13 protein-coding genes are annotated in these 16,730 nt (G+C 48.0%); 6 read left to right on the top strand and 7 right to left on the bottom strand.

The window, feature by feature from the left end; genetic code table 11:
* Positions 1-63: 63 nt before the first annotated feature.
* Positions 64-948, top strand: a complete 885-nt coding sequence (locus KXG62_RS05615; RefSeq protein ID WP_218090943.1) for an AraC family transcriptional regulator — start codon at positions 64-66, stop codon at positions 946-948.
* A 46-nt stretch (positions 949-994) separates the two neighbouring features.
* On the opposite strand, the gene KXG62_RS05610 is transcribed toward KXG62_RS05615, so the two are convergent.
* From KXG62_RS05610 to KXG62_RS34600, 6 genes are all read right to left on the bottom strand, one after another.
* Positions 995-2,347 carry an ABC transporter substrate-binding protein gene (locus KXG62_RS05610; RefSeq protein WP_218090942.1) on the bottom strand — a complete coding sequence of 451 codons (1,353 nt, stop codon included), beginning with the start codon at positions 2,345-2,347 and terminating at the stop codon, positions 995-997.
* A gap of 294 nt (positions 2,348-2,641) precedes the next feature.
* Entirely contained in the window at positions 2,642-5,722 is a 3,081-nt protein-coding gene (locus KXG62_RS05605; protein WP_218090941.1) for a glycoside hydrolase family protein, read from the bottom strand.
* A gap of 192 nt (positions 5,723-5,914) precedes the next feature.
* The gene (locus KXG62_RS05600; RefSeq protein ID WP_218090940.1) at positions 5,915-8,302 is read right to left on the bottom strand and encodes a polyprenyl synthetase family protein; all 2,388 of its coding nucleotides are present in this window, start codon (positions 8,300-8,302) and stop codon (positions 5,915-5,917) included.
* A 218-nt stretch (positions 8,303-8,520) separates the two neighbouring features.
* Positions 8,521-8,979 carry a hypothetical protein gene (locus KXG62_RS05595; RefSeq protein WP_218090939.1) on the bottom strand — a complete coding sequence of 153 codons (459 nt, stop codon included), beginning with the start codon at positions 8,977-8,979 and terminating at the stop codon, positions 8,521-8,523.
* A complete protein-coding gene (locus tag KXG62_RS05590; protein ID WP_218090938.1) occupies positions 8,957-9,766 on the bottom strand; it encodes a hypothetical protein in 810 nt (269 codons plus the stop codon). The genes KXG62_RS05595 and KXG62_RS05590 overlap by 23 nt, the downstream gene beginning before the upstream one ends.
* Before the next feature lie 133 nt (positions 9,767-9,899).
* Complete coding sequence (locus KXG62_RS34600) at positions 9,900-10,358, bottom strand: CBO0543 family protein (protein WP_425517334.1); 459 nt, start codon at positions 10,356-10,358, stop codon at positions 9,900-9,902.
* A gap of 172 nt (positions 10,359-10,530) precedes the next feature.
* Between KXG62_RS34600 and KXG62_RS05585 the strand changes: the two genes are divergently transcribed.
* A complete protein-coding gene (locus KXG62_RS05585; protein ID WP_246627302.1) occupies positions 10,531-11,370 on the top strand; it encodes a hypothetical protein in 840 nt (279 codons plus the stop codon).
* A complete protein-coding gene (locus KXG62_RS34005; RefSeq protein WP_246627301.1) occupies positions 11,358-11,795 on the top strand; it encodes a hypothetical protein in 438 nt (145 codons plus the stop codon). The genes KXG62_RS05585 and KXG62_RS34005 overlap by 13 nt, the downstream gene beginning before the upstream one ends.
* Before the next feature lie 142 nt (positions 11,796-11,937).
* On the opposite strand, the gene KXG62_RS05580 is transcribed toward KXG62_RS34005, so the two are convergent.
* A complete protein-coding gene (locus KXG62_RS05580) occupies positions 11,938-12,819 on the bottom strand; it encodes a LysR family transcriptional regulator (RefSeq protein ID WP_218090937.1) in 882 nt (293 codons plus the stop codon).
* A gap of 141 nt (positions 12,820-12,960) precedes the next feature.
* Here KXG62_RS05580 and KXG62_RS05575 point away from each other — a divergent pair, with 141 nt between their 5' ends.
* The 3 genes from KXG62_RS05575 to KXG62_RS05565 all read left to right on the top strand — a co-directional run bounded on the left by KXG62_RS05575 (position 12,961) and on the right by KXG62_RS05565 (position 16,704).
* Complete coding sequence (locus tag KXG62_RS05575) at positions 12,961-13,716, top strand: sulfite exporter TauE/SafE family protein (RefSeq protein WP_218090936.1); 756 nt, start codon at positions 12,961-12,963, stop codon at positions 13,714-13,716.
* Between the two features lie 48 nt (positions 13,717-13,764).
* Positions 13,765-14,466 (top strand): SGNH/GDSL hydrolase family protein, encoded by a 702-nt coding sequence (locus KXG62_RS05570; RefSeq protein WP_218090935.1) that lies wholly within the window; start codon positions 13,765-13,767, stop codon positions 14,464-14,466.
* A gap of 228 nt (positions 14,467-14,694) precedes the next feature.
* Complete coding sequence (locus KXG62_RS05565; protein ID WP_218090934.1) at positions 14,695-16,704, top strand: methyl-accepting chemotaxis protein; 2,010 nt, start codon at positions 14,695-14,697, stop codon at positions 16,702-16,704.
* Positions 16,705-16,730: the final 26 nt, after the last annotated feature.

The raw sequence follows: 16,730 nt of genomic DNA, 5'->3' as shown, positions 1-16,730 counted from the left end.
AAGGAGAAAAGCGTTCCGTTTTTTTCGATAAATATCCCATTTCTTCGGAAGGAACCCGTCATCATGTCACAATACCCGATATATTTGAAAACCTTTTCTACGATGGACAGCCCGTTCCGGTTCGAGCTCCGAATTAATCGGCTGAAGAGAGGCTACCCTTCCCACCGGCAGGATTACCTGGAATTTTCATATGTCAAGAGCGGAACCGGCTGGGAAACGATTAACGGGGTAAAGCATCGGATGGAGCCGGGGACTTTTTCTTTTTTGCTGCCTTACCAAATTCATGAATTGTTTACCGATCCGGAATCGGAGCTGATCCTGTACAATTGCCGGTTCAGCATGGAACTGCTCATGGAGCCGAACCAGGAGGGGCTGATGAACGGCATGGTGAGCGGGACCGAACAGCTGCCTTCCTACGTTCAATTCGAAGGGGAGGATAAAGCGCGGGCGGACAAGCTGCTGGAAGAAATGATGGAGGAATGCGCTGGTAACGACCTATGGCGGAACAGCTTCTTGCAGGTTAAGCTGAAGGAGCTGCTCATCCGGTTCGACCGCTATCGGAGGCGGAATGAAACAACACCGATCGAGGAACCCGCGTCAGCCAAGCCTGCAGGAGCCGTCTGGCCGATCATCCACTATATAAACGGCAACTACCAGGAGGACTTGACGCTTGGCGAGATTGCCAAACAGTTCTCGCTAAGCGTCTCCCGGGTCAGTGAAGTGATCAAACAAGCGACCGGCCAAACGTACGTCCATTTCCTGCAGGATCTTCGTATCCGCCATGCGTGCAGCCTGCTCGTTTCGACGGAGATGAGCGTGTCTGAAATCGCGCTGGAAGTCGGCTATGGATCCTATAAGACGTTCTCGCGGATTTTCCGGGAGACGAAGGGCGTATCGCCGTCCGAATACCGCAAGTCGAAGATGCAGACGGACGAGACGGCGATATAGATCGTACCGGCTCTATGCTTAAAGACATCAACGTTCTACCAGCTCTTTATTTATTTTTCGCGCCTTCCTGCTGCTTCACTTTATTAATTTCCTGTACAGCTTTCTCGGAGGTTTGACGCAGGGCAGTGTTGATATCGGATTGATTTTTCGCCACCTTCATCATCGCCTCAGCCAAGGGGGCCTCGACAACGCGGGTATATTGGTCTTTCGGCGAATACGGGGCAAATTTCTCCGGCAGCAGCGCCTTGATGTTTTTTCCTTTATAATAGCTTTCATAAACCGACCCTTTGGCGAAGTTTTTCATAATGTCGGGATTCTTTAATATGGATGACGTCGCCAAGCTTTCGGCTTGATATCGCTGATATTCCTCTGAAGTGAGATACGCCATCACTTCGAACGCCTGCTCGCGATGCTTGCTTGTTTTGGATAGGTAGACAAAGCCCGGATAAGACTGTGTACCGACACCAGGACTGTCCTTGAACGAAGGCATGCTGACGATATCCCAGTTCATCTTATCCATTTCTTCATGGCGAAGACCGTTCATGTAAGCGTACATGGCAACGTTCTTGTTCTCGAAAAACATAATCGCGTTTTTCGCAACGTCGCGAGTCAATACATACTTATTCGTTTCCGCTCCGGGGATCTGATAAAACCGGATCAAATTTTCAAGGATTGCTTTATACTTTTCTTCTGTAAAGAGCGGTGCTTGCGTTTTGGGATCGAGCATAGGCAATCCGCGCTGATTGCTCAGCAAATAATGCAGCGGTGAGATGAGAAAGCCATAGTACTGATTGCCATTCTCATTTCGGGTCACCTTTTGAGCTAATGAATACATCTCGTCCCAAGTCATTCCATCTTTCGGATAACCGACCCCAAACCGATCAAAGATGTCTTTGTTATAAAAGACGGTGAACGCGGTTGTGCTGACCGGCAAGCCGTATATGCCTCCATTGGCTATTTGCTTCTGCATTTCAAGTGTAGACGGCTCCAGAACGGATGTATCGTATTTGTATGATTTGATCAGATCGCTTATATCCGTGCCGAGCCCCATGCCTACAATATACTCACTTGTGTAGTTGATACTGGCGAAAATAAGATCCACGGGCTGACCGGTGGAAACAAGCTCCTCCATCCGGGCAATTTTGTTATCTGCGGTTACTTTCTTGAATGTAACGTGCGGGAACTTCTTCTTGAGTACCGCTCCATACACTTTCTCAAATTCCTCGTCCGTCGCGGTGCCTGTCATAAGCAGTGAAAGCTCCACCGGATCTTTCTTTGGAGCAGCTGCCTGATCCACTGCTTTCTCTGATGTCTGTTGTTTGGCAGAGCTGCAGCCGCTCATCATGGCTGTTGCCGCGAATAAGACGGAGGCTGCGCCCCATAACCATCTTCTGTGCATCTCGGATTCCCCCTTGTTTAGAAATCGTTTGCAAATGCTCCTTGAAATAAAGCGCTTGCAATTCCTTTTCAATTCAAAGTATAAAGAGTCTGAAATCAAAGTGACATTGATATTCTCATAAAATATTTGTACATTCTTCTCTTATTGCACATACCCACTAACAAAAAAGCTCAAATGCGGGGTAACTTGGACATATCCGTAACCAATACGAATTGTCTTTCATCCCTTGCATTTGAGCTTCTTATTTATCTGTACTTTCCAGGTATCCCGTATTCGCAGAGATTCACTCCGTGATTACTTGGCAGCCTCGCCGATCCCAAAGGCCGTTATGGAATCGAACAGCGCTTCGATGTTGTTCGTATACAATCCGGCCTGAGCCGGCTTGTTCACGAACGGATCTTCCGTATTGAATACGAGCTGATGGTTGACCCAAACGAACAGACGTCCGTCCAGCCGAACCGTCCTGTAAAAATTTCGGGAGCTGATTTCCTCGCGGAGCGCGAGGGAGAACGGACGGTTATTCACAGCCGGTACACGCAGCCGCAGCTGGCTGGCAATAACAGGCGATTTGAAATCCGCGATGTGGTAATCGCCTTTGCCTCTCGCTTGGTAGTCGACGGGCAGCGTCTCCCACTTCCCTTCCGCCGACGCTCGGCTGTCCAAACCGAAGGACGAAGACGAAGATTCCGGCAGCTGGAAGGTTGTATTCAAGTAGTCGAACGGTCCCGCGGTCCACAACATCTTTGCTTGAGAAATTTGCGCAACTCCTCGCACATCGTATACATACTCCTTCTGAACCTGTCCGTCATAGTTGGAATGACCGTATATCGTATACCTGGCGGTTGGAGCTTTAGCCAGCACCGTTTCCTTGCCGTCCTTCACTTGACGCAGTACGTGCTGTTTGTCGGCATAATCGGTGTAAGCGACGATATAATTAGCCTCATCGACATAAGCGACGACGATGCCCGCTTCTCCCGACTTGGATAGGTTGACAGAATCTACATTGACGGAAAATTCATGCTCGCGTACCCGGTCTCCCTTGACTGTCAACGCCTTCCCGCCCGCAGGCGACTTTAATCCGTCTCCGGTTACCAACCACGAAGCGTCCCATCCGTTCATGTATGACTTGTATTCGCTCCATCCGGTGGTAAGTACGGTATTGTCCATACTGACCTTGGAGCCGGATGCGGCCAAGCCGACTTGGCCAGGACCCGCCATCCGTTCGTCCTCCAGAACCGGTTTGTCGTTATTGAGCTTGTAGTGATCCAGCTCGGCGAACAATCGGGAGCCGTTCTTATACACCTTCAACGTATGATACTGCTCCGCGAAGTCCGATACCCGTGCGTCCTCCTCAAGAAACTTGAACGTGTACGGAAGCTCAAGCGTCTTGACTTCAGACTTCCCGTCCAATACAACGGATACGATCAGCTGCCTCTTGTCGCGATCCACAAGAAGCCGGACGACATTCGCTTCATCCTTATACCATACGGTAACGCCGGCCTGACCAAGCTCGCCTGCGGCTTGACCGTCAAACCGAATGTTCGTTTCCAAGAAGAAGTTGGCGCCTGTGTAGCCCTTCAGCAGCACTTGCTTCTGTTGTCCAGTGGCATCGAGCAGAAGCGCTCCGTCCTTAACAGAGACGCCCTCCGGAACATTCTCATAGCGACCGAGGCTGTCCGTAGAGTCGTATCGGTCCTCGAAGGTAGGCGCGAACGCATCGAAGTGCATGCCCGGAGATTGTCCGGACGTTACGCCGTCAGCCACCATCTCGTCACCCCAGAAAAACAACCGGTCCTTGCCCTGGCCGTTCACGCTGTTCCAGAACGCTTTGTAAACGGCCCAAGTCTCGAAGCCGTTCGGCCCCTTAATCACATTAGGCTGGGTAGGACCGATAATATCCGGCTCAACGGGCATTCCGTTCGTATCGAATACTCCGTAATCGAGATGATTCGGATTCGTTCCCAGCTTGACCGCATCGGCGGCGATGACATTATCGCCCTTCTTCAACAGTCCCGCAGGAATCTCGATGAATTGGTACGCTCGGTTGGAAGCCTTCACGCTCGTTACCCGCTTCCCGTTAATATATATGTTCCCTTCTCCCTGCAGCCGGTGACGAAGGACCGCCTTCTCCGGAACCATGTCCACCTTGAACGTCCGTCGCGTCCATATATGGGCAGGTCCCTTCGGCGCTCCCCAGATTAGAGCTTCATTCGTCACTCCGCCGTTATAAATGCTTGGAATCCGGGCCCGGTTATGCGTCGGCCAGCCGAAGCCGCCTTCCCCTTTCTTCCAGCCCGAATCGTCGAACGCCGCACCTTCCCAGCCGGCAGCGGGCTGATCATAGGTATATGTATACGTCTGCGAGCCATGCTCCGAGGTCGGCAGCAGCACCTTATAGTAGAGCAGAAGACGTTCGAGATTGCGGGCGAGCAGCTTGCCCGGATATTTGTTCGCATTGGTGAAATCATCATAATTGGCTGCCTGCGCGGCCCCGGTTTCGTATAATCCGGTTTCCGGAAACATCTGATTCGCCGCGTAGAGCAAATAATACTGACCGTTATGATAGTACATCTCCGGTCCTTCGAAATTAACGAAATTGATGTTGCCCCAATGTCCCGGCTGTGTATGAAGCAGCTCTTTCGCAAGACCTCGACCCGGATTCCCCCGTTCATTGAAGAAGGACTGCACCTTCCACAGCCAGACACCGGCTCTCCCGCCTAACGGCTCCCCGGTATTCGGGTTCGATTCTGCGGGATTGGCCTTGCGCAAATACAGCAAGTCCCCGTTATGCGCGACCATAAACTGCAGGTCAATCCCCGTATCGAACTGCTCCTCCTCGAAGCTGTGATGAAACAAAGGCTTATCCGTAGGCATCGTGTCCGGTCTTCCGTGAATCAGGTTGTTGCTGTTAAAGCCATAGAACATGACGCCATTGTGATAATAAAAGTCTGAAGCGCCGTACTCCGTAAAAGTGCGATCCTTGTCGGCGAACTTCGGAAGCGTAGCGGGGTCTCTCGAGATGAACCGCACCGGCCCTTCCCAATGAATCATATCCTTGGACCGGTACAGCGTACCGGACGTACCGGTTCCGGCCGCGTAGTAATAGCCGTTATACTTTTCGATCGTGCCGTCGTACAGCGGAACCTTCTTGCCTTGGTCAGGCCCGGACGAGATACGGAACAGATTCTGAAGCAGCCTCTCATCAACTGGCTGCGCCGCCAGGTTCCCGCCATTATCGTTATTGTTTACCGGAGTCATTTCCTCCACCTCCTGATTTGATGCTCGCCAGGGCAAATCGCCGTGCAGACCGGCGATTGCCGCTCCAGCAGCCAGTACAGCTCCCGCGGTGAGTACGATCAAGTGCTTTTTTTTCATATAGCCTCCCGTTCAAAAATAGCCGAACGATACACATCCAATGTCCCGATTGTATTGTAACAAAAGCAGTACATTGCCTGACATATGGTTTTGTTCCTGCGATGTGAGGATAAGCGACTTTTCACGCCAAAGAGCCTGCTCCGGATAACGGAACAGGCTCGCCGGTAAAGTATGTCAGCATGCAGCAGACTGTCAACGATCCCGGTGTATGATATAAGTCAGCAAATGTTTCAAAAATACGGGAGTGCGCGGCATCTTTTTCAGCTCCTCCATTGCGAGGCTGTAGTGCTCCCACATCTCCTTTTTGGCGCCATCCTGACCCAGAACAGTCACGAAAGTCGAGGTGTTGTTTTCAATGTCTTTGCCGGCGGGCTTTCCAAGTACATGCAGATGTCCTTCTGTATCAAGCAGGTCATCCTTGATCTGAAAGGCAATGCCCGCATGGTAGGCAAATTGGGTTAAACCGGCAATGTCCGCTGCCTCGGCTTTAGCGAGGATGGCCGGCATAACGAGCGACGCTTCAAAAGCGATTCCGGTTTTGTAAAAACAGATGCTGTTCAGTTGCTCCAGCGACAGCACTTTTCCTTTGGATTGCAAATCCATCGCCTGTCCCGCGCACATGTCCCCCGCCCTTCGGGACGAATATTGCATCAGGGCCATCACGACTTTGGCGTCAAACCCGTCCAGGGAAGCCTGTTCTTCTATCGCCTTTTGGATCAAATACAAGCCGGTCAATTCCGCAGTGGCGCTATCGTGCATCTCGTGCAAGGTCGGTCGCCCTCTGCGAACGGGTGCGTTATCCTGCGACGGCAAGTCATCGAAGATCAGGGAGGCGGTATGCATATATTCCAGCGATCTCAGCAGCGGGGCGATCGCGGCTGGCTGAAGCCCGTATTCGTCGACTCCCATGACCCAGGTCAGCATGGGCCGCAGTCGTTTGCCGCCCCCTTCGAGACTGTAATTGGCGAGGTCGATCATCGCCGCCTTCGCTGGCTCCATCCCGTCTTGCTTCGGGAGGAGCAGCAAACTGTTGATTTGTTGGCGGACCGTTTTAACCTTATCAAGGAACTGCTGCTTCTCTCTTCGTTCGTTTTTCAGAACAGTTACCATTTGATCGCGGAGCAGCTTGTCGAAAAAATCGACATCGTCCGCTCTTTCGACCATTTGTTGGACTAGACGATTGAATTCCGGAATTCCGGAGGTAAACGCATTTAAAATTTCGTTATACGTTTCTACGCCTACACGCTGCTTGCATCGTTTCAAACCGTTGATGACGCGGGAGAGAATCACTTCCCGGGTTCTGGCATCGGCGTCATATACTTGATGAATCAAATGCGAGATGACTGCCCAATACAGCTCAAAGGGATTGATCAAGTCCGGCCGCTCGGCGCCATAGGTCAAATAATACGTAAAGGGTGTCACCGCGCCGGCCTCTATATCTTCAAACATATCGGCAAAATCGTCGGCAAGCTGGTTATAGATGCCGTAATAAAAGGTTCGCTGGTCAAAGCCTTCGTCCGCAGGGGCATGAATGACAGACCGGACGATCAGTCGGGAAAAGGCGGATTTCAAAATGATCGGCACGTACAGCTCTTCGTTCGTGTAACTCGGATTCGAAAGCTCTTTGATACGATCCATATCCTGAGCATGGAAAAATATATAGGACTGTTCGAAAAACAGGCGCTGCGTCTCCGGCCGCTGAAGCCGCTTGATATAAGCGTAAGCGTCCCGAAGCTCGGCATGCACGTACCGGATCATCTCCTTGTTGGGTCCGGCCAATTTCCCGAGTTCCGGCACGGTTCCGGTCAGCAGAGAGGTTCGGATCATGCTGCCGTATTGTTCTTTCTCTCGAACGGTTAAGACCGGGGAATCGAGCAAATCGTCAATAAAAGGATAAGTCAGACCGTACGAGTACCCGAGCCGGATCGCTTCATCCAGTCTGCGCGCACGCTCCGCAGGCGGCGTATGGTCGCCCATCTCTTCCATGACATGCAGTACAACTCCGGTGATGATCTTAATAAGCTTGCGCATCGAGTGCTCGGCGTTCATTTCCTTCGGAATGTGCGCCGAAACGGAGTTGAGCTTGTCGATTACCCAGATGATCGCGGTTTCTATCCCTTCTTTCTGAGCCCAGCGGTACAGCCCGGCCAAGCTCATAAACTCCGGCTCCACTCCTCCGTTTGCCGACAAGGAACGGATCAAGTACCTCTTGACGTCAGCGACTACCTGCTGAATCCGGGTCTGGGTAGCGGAATCGTTCAGCGACTTGCCCAGATCCCGCAAGTAAATATAGGAGACGCTTCGATCCAGAAAACCATCCAGTTTGCCCGTTTGGTTCAGCCAGCGTATATAGTTGTGATAGTCCCGGGAATCCGGTTTTCGAATGGCTTGTGAAAAAATGGACAGTAGCGAATGACGACGACCTATATGGCTTTTTTTCCACAATTCAAAATCATTTATCAATGGCGATACATCGTTTTTTTCTTTGACCTGCTCGTAAAGCGATGCGAAATAATGAGCCGCCTTTTGCTCGGCCAGCCGATACCACAGGTCCGCTTGAAGCGTAATTTCCTCATTCATAGGACAATTTCCTCGGCTTCTGTTTTTTTAAACAACAATCCATGAAAGGGATTATGTTTACATTTCTATACGTGAAAGTCCGGGAGGGGTTACGAAATCGGCCGAGGTTGGGCGGTCCGAATCGCAGCCATCGTCGAGCACAAGCGAAAATAAAAAAAGACCAGCGATATCATCGGTGGCCCAGAGCTGACAGCAATTTTCGCTGCACAGCGTGTTTCTTATCTTGTTCTAGCTAAGCCAATAGCTTTATGGTCCCAGAGTATATCTTCTACAACGGATGCCAGGTTGTCCTCACACGTAACAATGAGTATAACTTCGCCCTTTTTACCCTTTTTAAGTTGAAGCTGCTTTTTGTTTCGTTTCAATAGGTAAATGATCCAGCTCAGGGCAACGCCTATAAGAAATCCTATAATTGCGCCTACAATCCCCCATATAATTGGCCCTCCTTCCCAAACGAAGCCTTTACTAGCACCGATAGTTGCAAGCATAAAAGCAAAAATCATACCTTTATCGATAAATGACAGTCCATCGGCTCGGTGGATATTATCAAGAAGTCTCGGTTCTTTTTTACGTAAATCAAGCGGTACGGCGTAGACGGCAGTTATTCCCTTCTCCTCAAGTTCTGTTATGGCTATTTCGAGGAGGGTTGAATACTCAAATGTGGCGAAAATTTGCATCGTTATTGATCTCTCCAATTGTAACGAGATGCCCTACAGGCTGGTAATTTTCTATAAGGTATTGTTTCTGAGTATCATCGAACAGCTTGTTATTTTCTACGGTGTTTGTGTAAGCATCATAAATGGTAAAGAAATAATACGAGGGGAAATACAATAACCATTGCTTATCAACGACCGTTGAGGAGGCAGCCACGTCTCCCAAGATTAAATAATGTATCGCCAGGACTAAATTTGATTGCCATACGATTACAATCGTACTTAATAAAATAAACGTTGCCAGCACAATACGATGCAGGTACAGCTGGCCAACGCTGGGAACGCCCATGGACCATACAGCAGCTAGCCATGGTTTACGTTTATCGAGGTAATTGATCTCCAGTGCTCCGATACTAAACTCATTAAAGTGTCCTTTTTCCCTTTGAGCCAGTACATATATTTTGTTCATATCAACAGAAGTTCGATAACTATCATAAATTGCAAATAAGTAAACAGGGATATAAAGTGACATGAATTTAGGATCCAATACATCTCGGGCTGCCTGGAATTGGCCGTTAAACGTATGAACCATGGCTGAATTTAAATGTATTTTCTGGTTAATAAACATCTCCCACAAAATCAAAGCATATCCGCGCAAATATTTATTTAAGAGCAAATGTCCAAAACCAGGAAAAGCCATGGACCAACAGGCTATTGTAATGGGATTTCGCTTATGCAGCTGCGTTGTTCCCAATATGCTGACGTGCGCCATGTAACGTTTATTACGAAATTGATTTCTAAAGTTCTCCATAACTCTCCCCCTAATATTACCAATGCCACACAATATTATGTTGTCTTTTTGCTAAGGAGGATATGCATTTCACCAAATTGCGGAATGTTCAAAAATGATAGCCGCGGAGTAAGTCCCCATTACGGGATTGATATTAAGGTTCCATATGCTTTCTTACGAGTTTTAAATTACCGATAAGAACCATGAAAATTAAGGGATATAATAAAGCCGAGTACCACAGTTTCCAGCCATTGTAATAAAAAAAGTCGGTCTGTACTATGAGCCATTCAACTCCAGTTGAAAATACCGTCCAAACCAAAATATAAGCGATTTTGGATCGCATCCTCTTTTCCATAGGAAAAAAATTCAAGAACAAAAAACTAATTGAAGGAAAGTACATGATAATTCCTAACAACGATAGCCACTGAAAACCGTAGGAAAAATAACCATAAAGATTGTAATGTAGATCAAGCACCATGTCTGTTGTGAGACCATAGGAGTAGGCAAAGAAGGTAGTAGCGTATATCTCGATTTTGCTTAGTTTTCTAGGGACCAAGAATGAAATAAGATTCAAGACTAAAAAAAACGCAAAGACATAAGAAACATATGCCATATTTAAATCGCCAACTTTCTTCATTCTCTATTTAGCATTATTGATCTAAAAGTGATAATAATATCCCTAACCTTGCAATTTTATACATCTAATACCCTTAGCATCCCCAGAATAACACAGGTAGTTATTGGTTAAATTACATGAGGACATCAATCTGCAGGAGAAATAACTTATGCCACATCAGAAGTTCCAGTCAGCCAACATAAAACCTCGCTATCCCAAAGGGAAAATTTCCGTATTTGGAATCAATTCGGTATATCCTCGTACACCTTGGGTTACAGCCTGGTGGTCGGTTGCCTTTCCAGGATTTGGGCACATGTTTTTAGGTAAGTACCTACTCGGTTTTGTGCTGATCATCTGGGAGCTTGTGGTAAACAACCAGTCTAATCTTAACATGGGAATTGCCTTATCCTTTCTTGGCAGGTTCGAAGAGGCAAAGGCTCAAATCAATCAGGATTGGGCTTTGCTTTATGTGGCGGTATATGTATACAGCATCTGGGACAGTTACCGTTGCGCAGTTGAGATTAAGAAAAGTCACGCTTTATCCGAAATTGAAGACGCACCGGTCACACCTTCAGATGTTAGCTTTTTTGACGTTGTCACTCTTGACAAGAAAAATCCTTGGACAGGATTGGTCTGGTCTGTTTTATGTCCTGGCTTAGGACAATTATATGGGGGGACTACGATCGTTGGCACCTTTATATTGGCTTGGTGGATCGTGGTTTGCTATAAGGCCGTTGCGGTTCGTAGCTGGCTCTATTCGTTCCTTGGGGATTTTAGAGGTGCAACCGCCATTGCAGACTGGCAGTGGTTCCTTTTTTTGCCTTCCATGTACGGCTTTGCGATCTATCAGGCATATACCGCAGTAATCGAAAACAATACGTTATTCGATATTGAACAAATTCGATACCTAAGAGTGAGGGCTGAAAACTTGGGACAACGAATCGCAACCGAAAACGAGACTGTACAAATACTCGCCGCATTTGAACATTCACCTTTGTGGAGATGGTAATTCATGATGTAGAGAAACTGGGAGTTCCGCCGCAGAATATCGTTGCACTGCCTCTGGAAAATCTTGTTTCTCAAACCCATATCCTTGACTCAATTCATCGGGTCGACGGCAAAAGTATGCTGGACGGCGCCATGATGATCGGAACGATCTTTTCAGTCTTGGGCGTTATTTATGGATTCGTATTGTACTGGGGACCCGTCATTTGGGGGTTGCTTGGCTTAACAGGCGGTTTTATCTTAGGATTGATCATCGAAGTAGCGTTCAATAAAACGAAAAAACTAAAAGTTCTTGCGAGTCGTAAAAGCGAGGTTATTGTTGAGATAACATGTCACGCTTCCCTCCAGAACCAGCTGATTACTGTTTTGAAATCGCGAAAGGCAACTGGATTCGTGATTATGCCTCAACGACTAACATCTACTACGTAACACGCAATAACGAAGATGATATCTGAATAAAATCAGATGTCATCTTTTCGCTTCCAATAAAAGCATTACACATACTCACCTTTACACAAATGCTTTGCGATCCGCCACCTTGTCGCCCCGCCGGAATTATCAACGTCCGCTCTCACGCCATACTTGTTGCTTCGATCAAGTAATTACGGAAACGTTCGGCCGCAGGCGCAATGAATCGACCCTCTCTCCATGCCAATCCAATTCTTCGTTCACATCGCGCATCTGCAATCGAGAGCCGAGAAACGTTCATCGTCCCTAGTTCATCCACTTGCGGAAGCAGCGCAATACCCAGGTTAGCAGATACAAATCCCATCACGCTAACCACCTCTTCCCCTTCGAAGGCAATCAGAGGCTCTACTCCGATCTCGGAAAATAACTGATCAAGAATCGCCCTCGTGCTGTAGCCCTGCTTCAGCACGACGAATCGCTCACCACTTATATCTTGGAGAGTGACGTACTGCTTTCCTGCCAGCGGATGACTATGGGGTACGAATACATACAGTTCTTCCGTCCAGAGTTCCGTCCATTGGATGCCAGGCCTTGATTCCGTCATGGACGCCAGGCAGAAGTCGATCTCCCCTCTCTCTAATTGGTCAAGCATCGTTCGGGTCGCATTCTGATAAAGCTGAAACGTGACATTCGGATATAGTTCAAGAAATCCCTGAACTAATTTGGGAACTCGGCTGATGCCTAACGACTTCAGAAAAGCAAGGGAAACCGTACCCGTGTCCGGATTTTGCAAATAGAGCAATTCCTGCTTAGCTTCCTGCATTTCCTGAAGAATACGTGCTGTTCTTGCATGAAACATACGGCCATAAGCGTTAAGGGTGATTCCTCGACCTTGTCTGTCGAAAAGCGGGACACCCAATTCACTTTCCAGCTTGGAAATCGATCTGCTCAAAGTCGGCTGCGCAACCGATAGCTTACGAGCGGCCATTGTAAAGTGCTGCAATTCAGCGACTGTGTGAAAATACTCAAGTTGTTGCCATTCCATCCGCCGACACTCCATTTCAACTGTCGTTTCATTCGATTACATAATAACATCGATCTTATAGATTTTATACATTAGACATCATAATATATCGGTGATTTAATAAAGTGCAGAGAGTGACAACGAAGGATGAGGAGCGTACGTATGTTTGTACAAGTTGCTTTTTGCATGTTTGCCGCAGGATTATTGCTTGGATTTACCGGCGCAGGAGGTTCCGGATTCATCATTGCCATCTTGACGGTAGGTTTCGGTTATCCTATACATACGGCTCTCGGAACGGCGCTATCGGCTATGTTTTTCTCATCGTTGTCTGGAACGTTGAGCCATTACCGCGAAGGCAATGCCCGGCTTCGGGCCGGGTTGGTCGTTGGTATATGCGGTGCAGCCGGTGCATGGGGTTGTTCACAGTTATCCGGATTGATTCCTGCCGATCAGTTGAAATGGATGACTTCCAGCATACTGTTTATATCAGGCTTGATGCTTTGGCTGCGCATAGCGCTGGCCGCACGCTTGCAGCATGAATCGGACCCGATGAAGACGCAAGGCCCGAAATATTGGGCTTCAGCCAGCTGCGTCGGGCTCGGTACGGGGGCTTTATCCGGCCTATTCGGTATCGGCGCCACTCCTTTTATTCAGATCGGGCTGATGACCGTGCTCAAGATGTCGGCTAGATATGCTGCGGGTACAACCATGCTCGTCATTGTTCCTATTGCACTAGGGGGCGGCGTCGGTTACTATAGGCTGGGCTATTTGGATATACATCTTCTACTGGCCGTAACGGTAGGCATTATGATGGGCTCCTACCTTGGAGCCAAACTGACCCGCCGCGTCCCTCTTCTGTATTTGCAAGCGGCCATGGCGCTTGTCCCGATGATCGGGGCGACCATCCTGCTATTATGAATGAGTATTTGAAAGTTAACTTATTAAACAAACGGAGCGTGTGTTCAGATGATTAACTTACAGGAATGGAAAGAACATCCCGAGAAATCTTTCCGTATCATTGCTTTCGGCTCAAGTAACACGGAGCTCACTTGGTCGAGTGCCGGCCGGCATAATTGGGTTGATTGGCTCGGTATAAGTTTGCGCGCGCATATCGGTAAGCATGTTTGTATGATTAATCAGGGCATCGGTGGCGAAACGAGTGGCGATCTGCTTATGCGGCTGGAAAGAGACGTTCTGTCTTTCCAACCTTCGGCCGTTATCATCACCGTTGGCGGAAACGATGCTGCGAAAGGGAAATCTACCAAGGAATATATTGACAATATACGTACCGTTTGCGAGGCCGTACGACGTGTTCATGCCGAACCGGTGCTGCATTCGTATTACTGCCCTATTCATCACCTGCACAATGAAGGATTCAAAGCTTCTTTCGAAAAAATTGTAGAAGCAAACCGAAAATTATCAGCGGAAATGGGGATGACTCACCTCGATACATACAGCCGCTTCGAGCCTTTCTATCGAAATGAACCTGAACAATACGGAAGATTGATGCGTGACCGATTGCATGTGAATTATTTAGGGAATCTGCTCATGGGCATGCATTTATGTGAAGAGCTTCAGCTCCCTGAATTACAAATCCCGCAGGATCTAAAGGAAGAAGCCCGCTTCCTTTGGGAACGAATGAATAGGTGGTATGGCAAATCATATTGATCGAGTGATGGCTTTTTTGTTTCTCATGGAGAAGGCGCCTCTTCGGTATGGTAATGTGCGGATCTGAACAATCGCACGCTACCAGACCGAGAGGTGCTTTTCTATTTCAGATGCACATACCCCTTTACTCCTATCGATTATCACAGATCGAATTATTTAGTGACGAGATATGACAAAAAGTGATAATATATTACAAGATTTCGTATAGTTCTTAAGGAGGAGACTTCGTTGAAATTTTCATTTTCATCATTGCGTTTGAAGAAATTATCCATTCGAGTGAAGTTATCCGCCTTGCTGCTCGTTCTATCCATGCTTCCGTTGCTTACTTCCACCGGGTTTCTTACCAGTTTTTTCGACAAAGTGGTAAAGACTCAAAATGAGCAATTTCAGCAGCAGATCGCCGAACTGAACATTGATCGGATTCAGGATTGGCTGGAGCTCAAAATATCTGCCGTGGAAGAAATCATTAAGCAGCATCCGGAATTCAAAACCGGCGATTCCCAAAAGATACTTCCGGTATTGCGGGTGATGGACGAAGCAGATAGTCAGATCGACGGATATATGGTCGTGAATCCGAAAGGTGACGGTACCGATCTCAATAATGTTACGATCAACGTTGCGGATCGCGAATATTTCAAAAAGGCGGTCGAGCTGAAAAAGCCAATTATTTCCGATATGCTGATCAGCAAAAAAACCGGCAAGTATGTGCTTCCAATCGCAGTTCCCATTCTGGATGATTCCGGAAATGTATCCGCGATGATTGCGATCACCGTATCGCCGGAAACGATCACAGAATTGACCGGTGCCATAAAAATTAAGAAAACCGGATCGGGCTTTATCGTGTCCGGCTCCGGAGAGTATTACACGAATCCGGATACTTCTAAAATTGGCAAAAAAGCGGCGGACTTCGAAACGTCTGAAAGCGCACAAGCCAGCTTGCAGCAGATGCTGACTCAGAATCAAGGCACTTCCCTCTATATCAATAGCGAAGGGAAACAAGTGCTTTCCTATTTCGCTATGATCCCTAATACATCTTGGAAGCTTGTCGTTACTACACCCACCAATGAAATATACGAAGAAGTGATGGATGCGCGGCAAATGTCAATGGTGTTTGCACTGATTGCCGCCGTGCTTGTTATCCTCATTGCGATCATTGCTACGGGATACATTATCAGACCGATCCTCAGGATATCGCGTGTTATGACCTTGGTTGCCAACGGCGATTTGAACCAACGTGTAGACGTGAACTCAGAAGATGAGCTCGGCCAGATGAATGCCAGCATCAATGCTACGGTTGACGCTTTGGGTCAGATGGTTCGTAAAATCAATGTAACGATCCAACAAGTGGCATCAGCAACCGAGGAATTGCTTGAGTCAACGGAGCAGTCGTCTCAGGCATCCGCCCAAATTGCCTCATCCATCAATGAGGTGGCGAGCGGTACGGACAACCAGTTACAAGGCGCCGAACAATCTGCCAGGGCTATGGAAGAGATGGCGGCAGGAGTACAGCGTATCGCTGAATCTTCAGGAATTGTCGCGGATCAAACCCAGGATGTAAACAACCAGCTGGAAAGCGGTTATTCAGAAATCGAAATTGCCATATCCCAGATGAATATTATCGTGAACGCCGCGAATCAGGCCGCAGATGTTATTCAGCAGTTAAACTCGCACTCCGCTGAAATCGGACATATTGTGAGTGTGATCACGGAGATATCCAATCAAACTTCATTACTTTCATTAAATGCATCGATAGAAGCTGCCAGAGCCGGGGAACAAGGACGCGGCTTTGCCGTTGTCGCGAATGAGGTAAAGAAATTGGCGGAAGAAACCAAGAGCTCGGTAACCGATATCAGCGATCTGATTGGCCAGATCCAGGCTTCGTCCTCGAATGCAGTTGAATCCATGCAGCATAACGTGACCGAAATCAACGACGGCATCCAGAAAATGCAGCATATCGGAGAAGCATTCGGTAAGATACGCAACTCGGTTCGCCATGTGTCGGAACAAATCCAGGAGGTTTCGGCTACAACCGAAGAGATGTCTGCCGGTACCGAGCAAATTACCGCATCGCTAGAGGATATGGTAGGTATTGCCAAAGAGTCCGCCAACAATTCTCAGATGGTAGCAAGCTCGACGGAGGAGCAGACAGCGATTATGGAAACCATCAATCGTTCAGCACAAAATTTGAACACAATGATGCACGAGCTTAAAGACTTGGTTAAAGTATTTCGGACGTAAGCAGGATGATCAAGCCTAATAGGCTG

Source organism: Paenibacillus solanacearum, from assembly GCF_910593845.1.
In the GTDB taxonomy this organism is placed as follows: domain Bacteria; phylum Bacillota; class Bacilli; order Paenibacillales; family NBRC-103111; genus Paenibacillus_G; species Paenibacillus_G solanacearum.
Note: the sequence above shows the minus strand (reverse complement) of the source record. Positions and strands in the feature narration are given on the sequence as shown.

Coding starts and splice junctions, on each gene's coding strand:
- KXG62_RS05595 (WP_218090939.1), bottom strand. CDS start 8,979: ATGCAAATTTTCGCCACATTTGAGTATTCAACCCTCCTCGAAATAGCC.
- KXG62_RS05610 (WP_218090942.1), bottom strand. CDS start 2,347: ATGCACAGAAGATGGTTATGGGGCGCAGCCTCCGTCTTATTCGCGGCA.
- KXG62_RS34600 (WP_425517334.1), bottom strand. CDS start 10,358: ATGGCATATGTTTCTTATGTCTTTGCGTTTTTTTTAGTCTTGAATCTT.
- KXG62_RS05570 (WP_218090935.1), top strand. CDS start 13,765: ATGATTAACTTACAGGAATGGAAAGAACATCCCGAGAAATCTTTCCGT.
- KXG62_RS05590 (WP_218090938.1), bottom strand. CDS start 9,766: ATGGAGAACTTTAGAAATCAATTTCGTAATAAACGTTACATGGCGCAC.
- KXG62_RS05605 (WP_218090941.1), bottom strand. CDS start 5,722: ATGAAAAAAAAGCACTTGATCGTACTCACCGCGGGAGCTGTACTGGCT.
- KXG62_RS05580 (WP_218090937.1), bottom strand. CDS start 12,819: ATGGAATGGCAACAACTTGAGTATTTTCACACAGTCGCTGAATTGCAG.
- KXG62_RS05600 (WP_218090940.1), bottom strand. CDS start 8,302: ATGAATGAGGAAATTACGCTTCAAGCGGACCTGTGGTATCGGCTGGCC.
- KXG62_RS05575 (WP_218090936.1), top strand. CDS start 12,961: ATGTTTGTACAAGTTGCTTTTTGCATGTTTGCCGCAGGATTATTGCTT.
- KXG62_RS05615 (WP_218090943.1), top strand. CDS start 64: ATGTCACAATACCCGATATATTTGAAAACCTTTTCTACGATGGACAGC.
- KXG62_RS05585 (WP_246627302.1), top strand. CDS start 10,531: ATGCCACATCAGAAGTTCCAGTCAGCCAACATAAAACCTCGCTATCCC.